At 69.4% G+C, this 13,681-nt stretch carries 7 protein-coding genes, 1 pseudogene and 1 riboswitch; of the genes and pseudogenes, 2 read left to right on the top strand and 6 right to left on the bottom strand.

Features of this window, described 5'->3' with window-relative positions; translation table 11 throughout:
- Positions 1-64: 64 nt before the first annotated feature.
- A complete protein-coding gene (locus tag TSO221_RS15240; RefSeq protein ID WP_158284103.1) occupies positions 65-6,904 on the bottom strand; it encodes an Ig-like domain-containing protein in 6,840 nt (2,279 codons plus the stop codon).
- A gap of 88 nt (positions 6,905-6,992) precedes the next feature.
- Between TSO221_RS15240 and TSO221_RS15235 the strand changes: the two genes are divergently transcribed.
- Together TSO221_RS15235 and TSO221_RS35015 are read left to right on the top strand one after the other, a co-directional pair.
- Positions 6,993-9,425 carry a glycosyltransferase family 41 protein gene (locus TSO221_RS15235; protein WP_158284102.1) on the top strand — a complete coding sequence of 811 codons (2,433 nt, stop codon included), beginning with the start codon at positions 6,993-6,995 and terminating at the stop codon, positions 9,423-9,425.
- 190 nt (positions 9,426-9,615) lie between these two features.
- Positions 9,616-10,149, top strand: coding sequence for a hypothetical protein (locus TSO221_RS35015; protein ID WP_146208813.1), 534 nt, complete (start codon positions 9,616-9,618; stop codon positions 10,147-10,149).
- Positions 10,150-10,156: 7 nt separating this feature from the next.
- On the opposite strand, the gene TSO221_RS15230 is transcribed toward TSO221_RS35015, so the two are convergent.
- From TSO221_RS15230 to TSO221_RS15210, 5 genes and pseudogenes are all read right to left on the bottom strand, one after another.
- Positions 10,157-10,459 (bottom strand): hypothetical protein, encoded by a 303-nt coding sequence (locus TSO221_RS15230; RefSeq protein ID WP_109119361.1) that lies wholly within the window; start codon positions 10,457-10,459, stop codon positions 10,157-10,159.
- A 45-nt stretch (positions 10,460-10,504) separates the two neighbouring features.
- Positions 10,505-10,612: riboswitch (SAM-I-IV-variant riboswitch) on the bottom strand.
- Between the two features lie 50 nt (positions 10,613-10,662).
- The gene (locus TSO221_RS15225; RefSeq protein ID WP_109119360.1) at positions 10,663-12,318 is read right to left on the bottom strand and encodes a HAMP domain-containing methyl-accepting chemotaxis protein; all 1,656 of its coding nucleotides are present in this window, start codon (positions 12,316-12,318) and stop codon (positions 10,663-10,665) included.
- A 188-nt stretch (positions 12,319-12,506) separates the two neighbouring features.
- On the bottom strand, positions 12,507-12,860 hold the full coding sequence (locus TSO221_RS15220; protein ID WP_109119359.1) for a DUF6867 family protein: 354 nt from the start codon (positions 12,858-12,860) through the stop codon (positions 12,507-12,509).
- Positions 12,860-13,570 carry an ABC transporter ATP-binding protein gene (locus TSO221_RS15215; RefSeq protein WP_109119358.1) on the bottom strand — a complete coding sequence of 237 codons (711 nt, stop codon included), beginning with the start codon at positions 13,568-13,570 and terminating at the stop codon, positions 12,860-12,862. The genes TSO221_RS15220 and TSO221_RS15215 overlap by 1 nt, the downstream gene beginning before the upstream one ends.
- Positions 13,563-13,681, bottom strand: a pseudogene (locus TSO221_RS15210) (hypothetical protein); the annotation flags it as partial. The pseudogene TSO221_RS15210 and the gene TSO221_RS15215, both read right to left, overlap by 8 nt.

The following is a 13,681-nucleotide window of genomic DNA, read 5'->3' as shown; positions in this document are numbered from 1 at the left end:
GTGAGCTGAGTGTCCCCGGAGTTCGATCTCCGAGGTTTCGTTGCTTGGAGCTTTGGGTCGGACATCAGGCGGCCCGGCTGCCGGGCAGGATATGGTTGGCAAGCGCCGCCAGCAGAGCCGAAGCGTCGGCCGGACCGCCATGGGCACGGGCAACCTGATGGGCGAAGCCCGGAGCGGAGCGGCCTGCAGGGACGGCGTCGGTGCGTTCGCCGGTGCCACGGCCCTGCGGCTGCGCACTCCCATCCGGCGCGCTGTCGGTCCCTCCCTGGTCGCTGCCCTGGTTGTTTGCGGGTGTGCCGTTCGGCTGATTTTGGGGTTGGTTCTGGGGCTGATTCTGGGGTTGGGGCTGATTCTGGGGTTGGTTCTGATTTTGCGGCTGGCCGTTCGGCTGGTTGCCGCCCTGGCCTGCACCGGCTGCCGGGTTCCCCTGGTTCTGCCCCTGCCCTTGGTTGGACGTGGTGCCGGGAGCCGTAGCGCCGGGCGTACCGTTACCGGTCTGGCGTGTCTCTCCATTGCCCGTGCCAAGCCCCGCACCGGTCCCGGGTCCGGTGCCCATTCCAGTGCCTGGACCGCCAACGCTGCCGCCCAGCGCTCCGGTGCCCGCACCGAGACCGCCGAGGTTCCCTCCCCCGAAACCACCGCCTCCGAGACTCCCGCCCAGGCTGGCGCCCAGCGCGCCTCCCAAGCCATTCCCACCGCTGGAGCCGATGCTGCCGGTGTCGCCCGACAGGCCGCTCGAACTGCTGCTGGAACCGCCGCTGCTCTGGCCGCCGACGCTGCTCAACGTCACCGAACGGCCGGCGTCGCTGCTCGACGAACTGCCGCCGACGCTGCCCAGCGTCACCGAGCGACCGGTGTCGCTGCTCGACGATCCGCTGCCGCTTGACAGCGACGGCATGCCGGACGACCCGTTGCCCGTCAAGCCGCCCGTCAAACTGGTGGAAGAGCTGGAAGACGAAGTGTTGGAGGATGGGCCGTTGCCGGAGCCCGTCGTCGAGGTCGTCGTAGTGGTGGTGGGCGCCACCGTCACCGCGTTGTTGACCGACACGGTGAAGGTCTGGCTGGACGACCAGGCGGTGTTGCCGGCCCGGTCGGTCGATGCCGCCTGGACGCTGTGGTTACCGTTGGCCAGGGCCGTGGCGACGGTGAAGCTCCAGGTTCCGTCGGCTCCCGCCGTCGTCGTGCCGATCACGCTCCCGTCGAGGATGACACTGACCGTATTGCCGGCCTCGGAGGTGCCGGTCAGGGTCGGTCGCGTCACGCTGGTGATCCGGTCACTGGTGGAGGTCCCGTCGTCGGATCCGGCGGCGAGGCCGGGGGCCGACAGTGCGGGCGGTGTCGTGTCGATGGTCAGCGCCAGTGCCGGCGAGGTCAGGCCGACGTTGCCGGCCGCATCGGTTGCCATTGTCGTGATCGTCCGCACTCCGTCGGCGAGAGCGGTGGAGGGGGTGAAGCTCCAGGCTCCGCCGATGCCGGCCGTTGCGGTGCCGCTGCGCACCCCGTCGACCAGGACGGTGACGGTCGAGCCGGGCTCTGCCGTACCGGTCAGGGTCGGCCGATTGACGTTTGTGACCAGATCGCTGCTCGACGTGCCGGTGTCCGAGCCCGGCGCCAGCACCGGTGCCGAGGGCGCGGTCGGCGGCCTGGTGTCGATGACGATGTTCTTGTTGGCGCCCAGCGATCCGCTGGCACCCGGCGACGCCAGGGTCAGCGTCGCGCTGTTACCGACCGTGTCTGCGATCGTCCCCGACAGGGCCGAGGCCGAGGCGTAGTCGAGGTCGGCCGACGTGTCGCCCGCCTGCACCGTGTAGGTGAAGGTCAGCGTGCTGGTCCCCGCCCCGCTGCTGTAGGTCGCCGTCCGGCCGGTGCCGAGCGCCAGCGTCGGCGTACCGGTGACGGTGACCGCTTCGGAGAAGGTCACCGTGATCGAGATGGTGTCCCCCGCCTTGTAGGTTCCGTCGGCGGTCGGGGAGGTCACCGACGACACCATCGGCGCGGTGGCGTCGATGGTCACCGACAGGCTGGACGAGGCGGTGGAGGTGTTGCCGGCGGCGTCGATGGCTTTCGCCGTGATGGCGTGCGTTCCCGACGATAGGGTCGACGCGGTGATCGAATAGTTGCCCGACCCGTCGGCGGTGCCGGTGCCGATCACCGTCGAGCCATCGGTGTCGTACAGCTTGACCGTGCTGTTCGCCTCCGCCGTGCCGGTGAAGGTCGGCGTCGTGTTGCTGGTGATGTTGTCGGTCGAGGAGGCGCCGCTGTCGGTGCCCGCCGTCATGTCCGGCGCGCCGGGCGCGCTCGGCGCCGTCGTGTCGATGACGATGGTCTTGTTGGCGCCCAGCGAGTTCGCCGCGCCCGGCGTCGCCAGCGTCAGCAGCGCGGCCAGGCTGTGGCTGTCGACGATGCCGCCGCCGTTCAGCGACAGGGCCGAGGCCGAGGCGTAGTCGAGGTCGGCCGACGTGTCGCCCGCCTGCACCGTGTAGGTGAAGGTCAGCGTACTGGTTCCCGACCCGCTGCTGTAGGTCGCCGTTCGGCTGTTGTTGCCGAGCGCCAGCGTCGGCGTGCCGGTCACCATCACCGACCGGTTGAAGGTAACGGTGATCGCAATGGTGTCGCCCGCCTTGTAGGAGCCGTCGGCGGTCGTCGCCGACACCGACGACACCGTCGGGGTCGCCACCGAGGTCAGCGTCACGTCGTTGCCGGTCCCGGACGCGTAGCTGACGGTGTAGATGTCGCCGTTGGTGGTGGTGGCGGTGCCCTCGGCGATGGAGCCGAAGGTGCCGGACGAGCCGCCGACCGCGTCGGTGCTGTCGTTGTCGATGATCCGGAAGACCGTCCCGTCGGCCGCCGCGTAGCTGTTGACCCGGCTGACGCTGAGGGAGCCGCCGTTCAGGCTGACGGTGCCGTTGACCGCCACCTGGTCGAAGTCGGTGCCGCCCACCCCGCCGTTGCCGCCGACCTCGGCCGTCAGCCCGCCGCTCAGCCGCAGGTTGCCGTTGATGGTCAGCTTGCCGATGCCGTTGTTGGTCCCTGCCACGCCCGGCGCCAGGGTGGCGCCGCTGTCGATCGTCACCCCGTTGGCGTTGGAGGTGGTGATGCTGCCGGTGCCCCCCAGTGTCGCTCCCGACGCCACCGAAACGGTGGTGGCGCCGGTCAGCGCCCCGGTCACCAGCAGCGTGCCCGCCGACACGGCGGTGGTGCTGGAGTAGCTGTTGCTGTTGTTCGACAGCGTCAGTGTGCCGGTGCCGGTCTTGGTCAGCGATCCGGTGCCGGTGAGGCTGCCGGACAGGGCGACGGCCGTGCCGGAGCCCACCGAAACAGTGCCGCCGCCGCCGTTCAGCGTGATCGCGTTGGCGAGGGTCGCGTCGGCGGTGACCGACAGCGTGGCGCCGTTCAGCTCCACCGATCCGGTTCCGATGTTGCTGGCAGCGCCGATCGACAGCGTGCCGTCGTACACCTGGACCTTCCAGCTTTGCGTCCCGTTGGCGCCCGACAGCGTCAGGGTGCCGGTGCCGTCCTGCGTCAGGGTGCCGGAGCCGGTGATCGCGCCGGAGAAGCTGCTGCTGACGCCGTCGGTCCCGACCTTCAGCTCCCTGGTGCCGAGGGCCACCGTGCCGGCGCCGGACAGCCCGCTGATGGTCTCGTCGGCCGCAACGGTCATGGTCGCGCCGGAAGCCACCGTCACCGACACGCTGTCGTTCAGCGCGCCGCTGGTCCCGTTGAGCGCCAGCTCTCCCGCCGACACCGTGGCCGCCCCGGTGAAGCTGTTGTTGCCGGTCAGCGTCAGGGTCCCCGCTCCCGCCTTGGTCAGGCCGCCCGCCCCGGACAGGACGGAATTGATCGTCACCGTCCCGGTGCTGTTGGTGACGGTCAGCGTGGTGCCGGAATTGAGGGTGATGGTCTTGGTGCCGTCCTGAACGATCCAGCCGTTCGCCGAATCGGCGTTGACCGTCAGGCTCTCGCTGAGCGTCAGGTTCCCGGCCAGGGTCATGGCGCCGGTGAAGCCGCTGCCCATGATCAGCGTGTCGGCGCCGGACTGGGCGTTGGCGATCGCCACCGCTTCGGAGAAGCTGACCCCGCCGGTGACGTCGACCGTCGCGCTGTCGGTCGTGGTGGTGACGTAGATGTCGGAACTCGTCACCGACACGTCGGCGCTGGTGCTGTTGCCCGAACCGTCGGTCAGGGCGAAGGTGACGGTCGCGTTGCCCGCCGGCGTGCTGTTGCTGTAGGTGACGCCCTTGACGACGCTGGTGACCAGCGCCGTGGTGGCGCTGCTGTTGAAGGTGATGCTGAGGGTGCCCCCGCTGTTCGTCGCCGTGCCGATGGTGGTGGAGCCGCTTTTCAGGTCGCCGCTGCTGATGGTGATCCCGGACGCCCCGGTGAAGCCGAACACGTCGGACGACCAGGCGCCGTTCGCCGTGCCGGCGGTGGCGGTGCGCTTCACCGTCAGCGTGGCACCATTCCAGGTGGCGCTGTCGTTCTCCGTATCGCCGGCGGTGGCGGTGGCGTCGACCAGACCGCCCGCGGCACCCGCCAGCGTCACCGTATTGCCGGTCCCGCTGCTGCCGGCGCCGTTCAGATCGAGGGTCGGGACCGCGTTGGTGGTGAAATCGAACAAGGTCTTGGAGGTCAGGCCCATCGTCGCGTTGTTGATCATGTCCACGCGGCCGAGGGTGGCGCCGTCGCTGTCGAAGAAGGCGCCCTTGTCGATCTGCAGGTAGTATCGGGTGCCGCCGCTCAGCGTGACGCCCGGCGTGATGGTGATGGTGGAACCGGAGCCGACGCCGGAAACCTTGCTGGTGTCGGTGGCGGTGATGGCGCTCCCCACCAGGGTGCCGGTGCCGTAGTCGCGGATGGAGATGGTGCCGGTGCCGGCCGACTGGATGCTCTTGTTGAACGTCAGCGTGATGGTGGGCGTGAGGCTGGCGCCGGTCGGGTTGTCCACATTGTTGACCGTCACCCCGCCAACCACCACCGAGGTGAGCTGTGGTGGCGTCAGGTTGTTGAGGAAGGTGCCCCTCCCGGCGGAACTGGCGAGGTTGGCGATGTCCAGGTCGCCGTCGCCGTCGATGTCGACCGTGGTCATCAGGTCGTAATTGAAGTTCGCGTTTGCCCCGCCGCAAAAAATGATCGCGGAAAAGGGGCTCGCCGAGCTGGCCAGCGCGAAGGTGCCGCCGCTGGCGCGGTAGAAATCGATGCCCGTGCCGGACCCGTTGCGGAACGCGATGTCGGTGTCGCCGTCGCCGTCGAAATCGCCGGCCGCGAACTGGCCGCTGGCGGATGCCGTCGGCAGGCTCCCTGCGCTCACGATCGAGAAGACGCCGCTGTTGTTCAGCCAGATCCCCCGGCCCGGGTTGGCGGAGCCGGTCATGTTGATGACGTCGATGTCGCCGTCACCGTCGACGTCCCCCGCGGCCATGAAGCGGGCGTCGAAATTGGGGGCCGAGGCGGCGAAGGTGATGGCGGAGAAGGGGTTGGCCGAGACGTTGCCCGAGATTTTGGTGAAGGTGCCCCCGTCGTTCCGCCAGAAATCCACCCCGCTCGGCGCGGCGGTCTGGTTGCGCAGGATGACGTCGATGTCGCCGTCGCCGTCGAAGTCGCCCGCCACCGACTGGGTGTTGGCGGTGACCGTGGGCAGCGTCGGGCTGTTGGTTGCGTAGGTGAAGATCCCGCTGTTGTTGAGCCAGATCCCCTTGCCGTTCGCCGACGCCATGTTGACGACGTCGATGTCGCCGTCGCCGTCGACATCGGTCGCCACCATGGAGAAGGGGGAGAAGCCGGCGGCGAGCGCCGTGGAATTGGGCCCGCTCCAGGTGATGGAGGAAAAGGGGTTGCCCGAGACGGCGCCCGAGAATCTGGTGAAGACTCCTCCGCTGTTGCGCCAGAAATCCACCCCGGTGGGGCTGGTCGAGTTGTTGCGGAAGATGAAGTCGTTGTCGCCGTCGCCGTCGAAGTCGGCGGCGATGAAGGTTTTGGTCCCCACGGTGCCCATCGTCGAGACCGGATTGGCGGTTCCGGTCTGGAAGGTGAAGGTCGCCGTCATCAGCGCGTCGTAGCCGTCCTGGGCCTGGGCGGTCAGCGCGACCGTCGATTCGATGGTTCCCGCCCGGGTTTCCAGCGCCCAGTTGCCGCCGAGCGCCGCAGCGCCGGTGTTGTCGCCGGACGCCGCCACGTCGGCGCCGGTCGCCGCCGCCAGATCGATGACGAAAGCCTGACCGTCGATGCCAGCGCCGGTGTTGCAGGCGTAGATCAGGATATCGCCGTGCTCGGCCAGCGCCCGGCCGATGGCCGCCAGCTCCGCGCCGTGGGTTTCCAGCGTGCCGGCGTTGACGTCGACGGCCCCCAGGGCGAAGCGGCCCGCCGAGCCGTGGGCCATGATCTGGACGCTGTCGATGCCCGAACGGCCGTTCAGATAGTCGGCCATCTGCACCAGCCCGTCGCGGGACGGATCGAGCACCACCACCTCGACTCCCGGACGGGCGCCTTCGACCAGCGTTTCGTAGTGCGCGACGGTGGGGTCGATGAACATCACCTCGTGACGCCCGGCCCCATCCGGCGCCGGTGCGGCGGCGGGTGCGCTATCCGCAACGGGCGGAGCGGCAACGGGAGCGTCCGCCGCACGGGCCGGGGCGGTGTCGGGACGGGCCGCCGCAGCCGGGACCGATTGCGCCAGGACATCCAGAAAGGCGGGATCGGCGGCCGGCTGCGTATGATCGGCCTGGGGGGAGGCCGCGTCGTGCTGGCCGGCACCCTCGCTCGCCACCGCCACACCGGCGGCATCGAACATGAAACGCGGCTCAAGGGCGATGATCCGGTTGGCGATGATCCGGTTGGAGACAGCCCCGCGCTTCCCCGGCTGGCCAGCACGCGGACTCTTCGCCTGCGAAGCAGTCAGATCGGTCATGGCCGCTCTTTCTCTCCCCAAACCCCGACTCTCCCAGAGGGACATTAACGGCGGAGGCGCTAAGAAACCTTTACCGCAAATTCTACATATGTCTGAAAAAATCCAGGCTCGCGCCTATGAAGAGTTGAGGCGCTGGAAGCCGCTCTGGCTCTCCCGCCGGATGGCCGCACGCTCTTCCCACCTCATGGCTGGAGCCCGCAACGGCATTGGAACTGTCCTGAACCGGATCCATGTCGCTGCCAATGGCATCCGGAAAGGTAGTAAGCTGCAACGGATTACGCCCCAGGTCACGGCCAGCATGAGCAACGCCCAGCTTCGTCCGCTCCAGACATCCCTCTCCTTGGAACAGGCCCTCGCCCAGGTTGACGGTCTCCTGGCGGAGGGACGCTGGAACGATGCCCGCCGGCACTGCTCGGCGATCCTGGGCCTGCGGCCGGACCATCCCGACACCCTGCTGCGCCTGTGCCGGATCGCCGGCAAAGCCGATGCGCCGGCCGCTGCGCTGGAGAAAATCCGGCGGGCGGTTGCCGCGCAGCCCGGCTTGATGGAGGTCTACGCCCATCTCGGTGCGACGCTGAAAGGGCTTGGACGGGTGGAGGAGGCCGTCGCCGGCTACGCCCGCGCGATCACGATCGACCCGACCGGCTCCGCGGACATCCTTTACAACCTGGGCAACCTGTTGCGGACCACGGACCGGCCGCAGGAGGCGACGGCGCGCTACCGTCAGGCCATCGCCCTGCGGCCCGATTTTCCGGAAGCCTGGTTCAACCAGGGCGTCGCCCTCCGGTCCCTCGAACGGCTTGAGGATGCGGTGGCCGCCTACCGGGACGCCATTGCCCTGCGCCCGGACTATTCCAGGGTACGGATCAACCTTGCCAACGCCCTGATCACACTGAGGCGCTACGCGGACGCCGTCCCTCATTACGAAGCCGCGCTCGCCTTGGGAATGGACGAGGCCGCCCATTACGGCGCCTTGGGCGGTACCCTGGAAAAGCTGGGGCGGATGCGGGAGGCGGAAGCCGTTCTCCGGCGGGGCCTGCTCCGCTGGCCGGAGGCCGCGGAACTCCATGGCCTGTTGGGCAAGATCCTCTTTTTCCAGGGGCGTCTGGCCGAATCGGAAGCATGCTACCTCAAGGTGGCCGGCCTGCCGCCGAGCAATCCCAACTACGACCCCAACGTCCTCATCGGCCTCTGCAGCATCGAAAACGCCCGGGGCGCCCCCGGCAAATCCAGGGACTGGTGCGACCGGGCCCTGGAGGCCGATCCAGATTTCGAGGTTGCGATGCGCAACCTCCTCCTCACCCTCGCCTACGAGTCCCATGACCCCGCGATGGTCTTTGCGGAGCACCGGCGGCACGGAAACCGTTTCGCCCGCCCCCATCACGCCGAGGTCAAGCCGCACGGCAACCTTCCCGACCCGGACCGCCGGCTGCGCATCGGTTATCTGTCCTACGATTTCCGGAACCATGCCGTCGCTCGGAACCTGCTGCCGGTGCTGACGGCCCATGACCACCGCGCGGTCGAGGTCTTCTGCTATGCCTGTTCCGACATTTCGGACAGCATCACCGCAAACTTCCAGCACCATGCCGATCACTGGCGCCCGGTGGCCGAAGCCAGCGACGACGCCATTGCCGACAGCATCCGCGCCGACGGCATCGACATTCTGGTGAGCATGGCCGGCCGCTTCGACGGCAACCGGCCGCTGGTGTGCGCCCGCTGCCCGGCGCCGATCCAGATCAGCTTCCACGACATCGCCACCAGCGGCATGGAGGTGATGGACTATCTCATCGCCGATCCCACCCTCTGCCCGCGGGACAGCGAGGAGGGCTTCACGGAACGCATCCTCCGCCTGCCGAGCTTCTACGTCACCACGCCGCTGCGGCACGCGCCGGCTCCCATGCTGCCCCCGATGGCGGTCACGGGACAGCCGACCTTCGGCTGTTTCAACAACCCGGCCAAGGTCACGGGGGAGGTTCTCGACCTCTGGGCGCGGCTGCTCGACCGCCTGCCGACGGCACGGCTGGTCCTGAAATACATCGACCGGTACGAGAACCCCGAACTGCGCGACCGCACCCTGTCGCGGCTCACCGCCGCCGGCGTGGACACCCGCCGGGTCCAGCTGCTGGCCTCGATCGACCGGGTGGTGTCGCATCTGGCGCTCTACGACCGGATCGACGTCGCGCTCGACCCCTTCCCTTTCTGCGGTTCGACGACGACCTTCGAGGCGCTGTGGATGGGGGTGCCGGTGGTGACGCTGCCGCGCGGCACCATGGTCAGCCGCTGGTCGGCCGCCATGCTGAAGACATTGGGGATGGCCGACCTGATCGCCGGCGATGAGGAGGAGTATGTGGCGATCGCCGCCCGGCTGGCATCCGACCTGCCACGGCTGGCCGCGATGCGGTCGGGACTGCGGGCACACGTCAAGGCGTCCCCCCTCTGCGACGGGCCGCTCAAGGCCCGGCAGATGGAACGTCTCTACCGCGCCGTCTGGCGGCGCTGGTGTGCCACCCGGCGTGCCTGAGGGTCTGTATCGCCGACTGCCTCCCGGTTCTCAGTTTCATCACCTGTGGGGCGCCACTCTCCGCACCTGTTCCGCGGGGGTATGCCGAACGCTCCATCTCCTCGCTTTTTCCCGGGGAATACTGCCGAGGACGGCTTGTATGTCTTCGGTGGAGACGCCGCGGTCGAGACGGCGAAGGGAGGAAGTCGACATGGCGCGCGTGCTTCGATGCTGCGCATTGGCGCTCGCGGTGTTTTCGTTCGTGTCCGTGTGCGGGGCGGAAACGCTGGACTGCTGGCTCCTGACGGGGAATGCGCTGGATCGGGCCCGGCAGCAGGGGATGTGCCTGGACACCTTCGCCCGCAACACGAACGACGCGACGCCTTCCCACGGGGGGAAGGTCGCCAGCTCGAAAGGCGGAAGCAAGCATGCCGCGGGCGCCGACGGCTTGAAAACGACGGCGCTTCCTCCGAAGCCCAACCGGGCAGGCGCTGGAGACGACGACGATACTCGCCCCATGTCCTCCCAACCGCCCGGCGTTGATCCGGAACCGATGCAGACGTACACCGCCGAAGTGCGGCCTCCGGTTCCGCGAGATCCGGTGGCGGACGCCCTATCCGCCGTTCAGCGAGAGCTTGAACGGTTCACCCGGGACGTCGAGCGGGACTTCGGGTTGGTCGGGCGAGCCCTGCTGCAAGGCGGTTCCTCCGGGACACCCTCGCATTCCCCGCATTCAGGACGGTGAGCAAGGCTCATCTTTCCAGGCTCGCGGACCGCGCCCAGCCCCGCGCCTCATCCAGGCGGTCGCCGGTGAAGACCTTGTCCAGGTGCACCTGCATCCGGCCCGGCCGGTCCTCCTCGAGAACCCGGTAGACGTGCGTCCACAGCCCGAAGCGGCGGTGCACCACGACGTACACCGTGCCGCGCACGAAGCGGCGGCCGTTGCCCGGCAATGGACACGGGCCAACGGCGACAGCGGTGTCGTCCGGGCCGAGGATCAGCGACAGGTCGGGCTGCGACAGGTCGAGCGGGGCGATGGAAAGGCTGTCCGGCATAAAAAATCCCTCCTCTGGTTCGGCGAGGAGGGCTGACGCGGCGGCTCGGTCCCGTTTGGTTGCCGGTACGGCCACATCCTCCCTCGCGGGAGCACCACCTTGCCCGGGTCGGCAGGTTGGTGTTGGGCGTCAGCCCAACTCTTGATGCTGGGGTCTGTATACAGGCTGGAGCGCAGCGGCGCAAGCGCCGCGCTCCAGGCTGCTCATGCGGCCTGGGAGCGCACCTCGTCCAGGAAGCCCGCCATCTCGGCGGACAGCGCGCCGGTCCGCTCGCACAGGCCGCGCGCCGCCGACAGCACGGCCGCCGCGGTGCCGCCCGCGCTTTCGGCCGTGTGCGCCAGCCCGGCGACGGCCGAGGAGACGCCCTGGGTGCCGAGCGCCGCCATCTCCACCGCCCGCGCGATCTCCCGGGTGGCGGCGTTCTGCTCGCCGACCGCGGCAGTGACGGAGCCGGCGATGGAATCGATCTCGGTGATCGTCGCGGCGATGACCTGGATCGCCGCCGCGGCCTCGCGGGTCACGCCCTGCATGGCGACGACGTGCGCGTTGATCTCGCCGGTCGCCCTGGCGGTCTGGTCGGCAAGGCCCTTCACCTCGCTGGCCACCACCGCGAACCCCTTGCCGGCCTCCCCTGCCCTGGCCGCCTCGATGGTGGCGTTGAGGGCCAGCAGGTTGGTCTGCTTGGCGATGGCGTGGATCAGCTCGACCACCTGCCCGATCCGCTCGGCACTGGCGATCAGGCCCTGCACCGTCTCGTTGGTGCGGCCGGCGTGCGCCACCGCGGCGCCGGCGATGCGCGCGGAATGGCCGACCTGCTCCTCGATGCCGTGGATGGAACCGGCCAGTTCGGTCGCCGCCGCCGCTGCGGAGCGGACGTTGCCGAGGATGGCGGTCGCCTCCCCCGCCGCCTCCTGCGACCGTACCGAGGCACCGCCGGCCTCCTCCGCCATGGTGCCGGCGCTGCCGGCCATGCCCTGCGCGGCGGCCGCGATGCCCTCCACCAGCCGGCTCACCCGGCTCTGGAAGCGGTCGGCGAGGGCGCGGAGCGCGGCGCGCTTGTCGCGCTCCGCGTGGGTGGCCGCCTCGACCTGGTCGGCGTGCATCCGCTGGATGGCTTCGGCGTTGTCGCGGAAGACGCGCAGCGAGTCCGCCATGTCGCCGATCTCGTCGCGCCGCCCGGCGCCGGGCACCGCTACGCCGGTGTCGCCGCGCGCCAGTTGCGCCATCACCGCGGCCATGGCGCGCAGCGGCGTCACCACCACGCGGCCGAGCAGGACGTTGAGCAGCAGGATCTGCACCGCCAGCGCCAGCAGCGCCGCGGCCACCTGCCCGCGCATCTGGCCCTGGATGGCGGCGGCCTGCTCCTCCAGGCTCCAGGCGATCTGGAGGACACCGATCAGCCGGTTGCTCTTGCCGCTCACCACCGGCACCGCCACCACGATGTGCCCGTTGCCGGAGCGCACCTGCACCCCTGCCCCACCCTTCGCGGCCTCGGCCAGATCCGCGTCGGCGCCGAGGTCGTAGCGGGCGAAGCGCGGGTTGGCGAAGTCCACCAGCGTCCCGACCGACACCGACAGCGCGCGCAGCGAGGCCAGTTGCACCTCGTCGGAGTTGGCGAGCGGCATGAACTCGCTCTCCACCGCGGCGCCGTCGCCGGCCAGGATGCCGACGCGCACGGCGTTGGCGAGCATCTCCGTCTTCACGCGGGCGTCGTGCGCGGCGAGCCGGACGGCGTCGCGGTACTGCATGGCCGCCTGCATGCCCATGATGGCGACGAAGCCGCCGAGCAGCGCGGCGACGAAGGCGGCGGTGACCTTCCGCCCGATGGTCCAGAAACTGCGGCGCGTGTCCCCAGGCATGCTCGACCCTCCCGTATGCTGTTCAGGAAAAGGCCGCCGGCCGCCGCACCCCGCGTTGGAGGGGCGGCCGGCGCGCGAGTGTCCCCCTTCCCGCCCGGAGAGGCTCCGGCGGGTGCGGAAAGGGGGTGGACGCTCCGTGACTTGCCCCCACCCTCCCCTGCGACAGCGGGGTCGGGGGGCAATGGGTTCTACGCGAGTTGCCGGCGCCGCTCGCGCCAGCCGAACAGGCCGATGCGCTCGTACAGCCAGGGATACTGGCGCACCATGCGCCGGGCCATGCCGGCCGAGTAGGACAGCCAGACGATCACCGCCAGCACGCTGGTGTGGAACAGGTAGCCCCAGCCCGACAGCAGTTCGCCGCCGAACAGCCCGAAGACCAGGAAGCGGTCGCCGGCACCGAGCAGCGCGGCGTAGCCGAACACCGCCCCCAGCGGCTTCCAGCCGGACGCCAGGGACTGGCCGGTCAGCCAGCCGCAGCCGCCGAACACCACCAGCGTCAGCCCGATGAAGACGCCAGGCGAGGCGCCGAGAAGGTTTTCCATCAGTGGCCTCCCTCGAGATAGGCGGCGCGGACTTCCGGATCGGCCAGCAGCTCGGCCCCGGTGCCGCTCATGGTGACGCGGCCGGTGACTATGACGTAGCCGCGGTGGGCGAGCTTCAGCGCGTGATAGGCGTTCTGCTCGACCATGAAGACGGTCATCTTCTGCTCGCGGTTGATCTCCTTGATGACCTGGAAGATCTGCTTCACCACCAGCGGCGCCAAGCCCAGCGACGGCTCGTCGAGCAGCAGAAGTTTCGGCTGGCTCATCAGCGCGCGGCCGATGGCGAGCATCTGCTGCTCGCCGCCCGACATGGTGCCGGCGCGCTGGTGCATGCGTTCCTTCAGGCGCGGAAACAGGTGGAACACCCGCTCCAGCTCGCGGTCGAAGCTGCCCGGCTGCGCGGTGATGGAGCCCATCTGCAGGTTCTCCAAGACCGTCATGCGCGGGAAGATGCGCCGGCCCTCGGGCGACTGGGCGATGCCGCGCCGCACGATCTCGTAGGTCGGCAGGCGGGTGATCTCCTCGCCCTCGAACAGCACCCGGCCCTGCCGCGCCTGCGGCGTGCCGCACAGCGTCATCAGCAGCGTCGACTTGCCGGCGCCGTTGGCGCCGATCAGGGTGACGATCTCGCCCTGGTGAATCTCCAGGTCAATGCCCTTCAGGGCCTGGATCGAGCCGTAATAGGTGTGAACGCCGGACACGCTAAGCATGGCGGGGGACCTCCGTGTTCTGGGCCAGATCCTTGGCGATCTCAGGCGGCAGGTCTTCGCTCTCCTCCTCGCCGAGGTAGGCGCGGATCACCGCCGGGTCGTTCTTCACCT

Origin of the sequence: Azospirillum sp. TSO22-1 (assembly GCF_003116015.1) — a bacterium.
Classification (GTDB): domain Bacteria; phylum Pseudomonadota; class Alphaproteobacteria; order Azospirillales; family Azospirillaceae; genus Azospirillum.
This window is presented reverse-complemented; position numbering and strand designations above follow the sequence as displayed.